The sequence below is a fragment of the Marinobacter sp. UBA2498 genome (assembly GCF_002341575.1).
GTDB classification, from domain to species: domain Bacteria; phylum Pseudomonadota; class Gammaproteobacteria; order Pseudomonadales; family Oleiphilaceae; genus Marinobacter; species Marinobacter manganoxydans.
In genome coordinates this window covers 1,712-3,483 of the sequence record NZ_DDOI01000137.1, presented here as the reverse complement: position 1 = coordinate 3,483, position 1,772 = coordinate 1,712, and the positions used below count along the sequence as shown (strand labels likewise).

Here is a 1,772-nt window from a genome sequence, read left to right as displayed (position 1 = left end):
GCGTAATCAAACTTTCCCGCCAGGCGGGCAATCGCTTCTTTCTCGGTGTCCTCGCCCTTGGCGTTGACCATCTCAAGTCTATTATAGCGGTAACCGCCACCGACCGAGAGATCGAGGAAGGAGCGCTCGCCAGAGGTCCAGACCCGGTTACCGTAACCGGTGGTTACCGTGGATTCGAAATCGTAGCCGGAGAAACGATCATCTTCGTATGATCCCCGCAGAAACCAGTACTGATTTTTATCGAACTTGTAGTTCGTCTCCAGCTCAGCGAGGTACTTCTCGGTGGTGGTCTCGTCCTCTGTCTCGGAGTAGTTGGTTCGGAATTCCCCGCTGTTGCGCCAGGATTCGACTTCATGGACCAACCCCAGGCGACCCTTGATGTTGGTCTCTTCGGTAGTGCCCGAGGTGATCAACACACCCAGCTCGGTTTCGCCCTTCCAGTTGTCTGCCTCCTGCGCACTGGCAAAGGGCGCGATTGCAACTGCGGTAATGGCTACAGCCTGTCGTAAATCCATGAAGTCTCCTTTGGGGGTTGGTCAGGCGCCCTCGGTGCTCCTCGCCCTCTCGCCATCGAGGCTTTTCCGGGCCTGACGTTCTCTTTCAGCCTTTTTCCGGGCCTTGCGCTCGGCAATGATGCGCGCGGCTTCACCACCAACGTGGGCTTCGCCCCGCTCCTCTGCCAGACGCATCTGGCGTTCACGCTCGGCAAACCGGGCTTTCTGCTCTTCGGTCAGCGATTCGATGCACTGATGGCAGCTCACACCCTGTTCATATTCGGGGCGCTGCTTGTCTTCTTCGGTAATCGGCCTGCGGCAGGCATGGCACTGGTCGTAATCGCCACGCTCCAGCCGGTGGTTAACCGTTACCCGGTCATCAAAAACAAAGCACTCTCCGTGCCACAGGCTCTGCTCTTCCGGTACCTCTTCCAGGTATTTCAGGATGCCACCCTTGAGGTGATAGACCTCCTCGAAACCCTGCTCCTTCAGATACGCGGTGGATTTCTCGCAGCGGATTCCACCGGTACAGAACATCGCCACCTTCTTGTGCTTCGAAGGATCCAGGTTCTGTTTCACGTATTCCGGGAACTCCCGGAAGGTATCAGTGGCCGGATTGACGGCATTTTCAAAGGTGCCGATTTCCACTTCGTACTGGTTGCGGGTATCCACCAGCACCACATCCGGATCGGAAATCAGTTTGTTCCATTCTTTCGGATCCACATACGTGCCGACAATCCGCTTCGGATCAATACCGTCCACACCCATGGTGACGATCTCTTTCTTGAGCTTCACTTTGGTGCGTTTGAACGGCTGGATGTCCACAAAGGACTCTTTGTAATCAATGCCGTCGAACCGCTCGTCGCTGGCGATCCAGTCTTTCACGGCATCAATGCCTTCGCGGCTGCCGGCAATGGTGCCGTTGATGCCCTCGCGCGCCAGCAGCAAAGTGCCGTGCACGTCTTTCTCGAGCATCAGGTCCAGCAGCGGCTGGCGGAGGGATTTATAATCATTCAGGACTGCGAACTTGTACAGTGCGCAGACAACAACGTTGTTGCTCATCATTTTCTCCTGCGGGCCGGACCGTAAATCCGGAGCATGGTTTCGGAACTGGTTGAAAGTATCAAAGGCTGGAGCCTGAGAGGGCGCAAATTTTAACCAACTCAGGCTCACGATCAAGTGCGGGGTTACCCGGGGATCAAATCGTCAGTCCGCCTCATCAGCCAGTTCACGCTCAACTACGGCGGAAAGTTGACCCCAGCCCGGTCGGGTCAGGCG

Annotated in this window: 2 protein-coding genes; both read right to left on the bottom strand. The window is 56.3% G+C overall.

The features are described 5' to 3' along the window. The coding region (locus tag B2W52_RS18870) for a DUF481 domain-containing protein (RefSeq protein ID WP_286803898.1) at positions 1-515 on the bottom strand (515 nt) is incomplete at its 3' end. A 21-nt stretch (positions 516-536) separates the two neighbouring features. Further along, a complete protein-coding gene (gene trhO, locus B2W52_RS18865) occupies positions 537-1,556 on the bottom strand; it encodes an oxygen-dependent tRNA uridine(34) hydroxylase TrhO (protein WP_273018220.1) in 1,020 nt (339 codons plus the stop codon). Positions 1,557-1,772 lie beyond the last annotated feature (216 nt).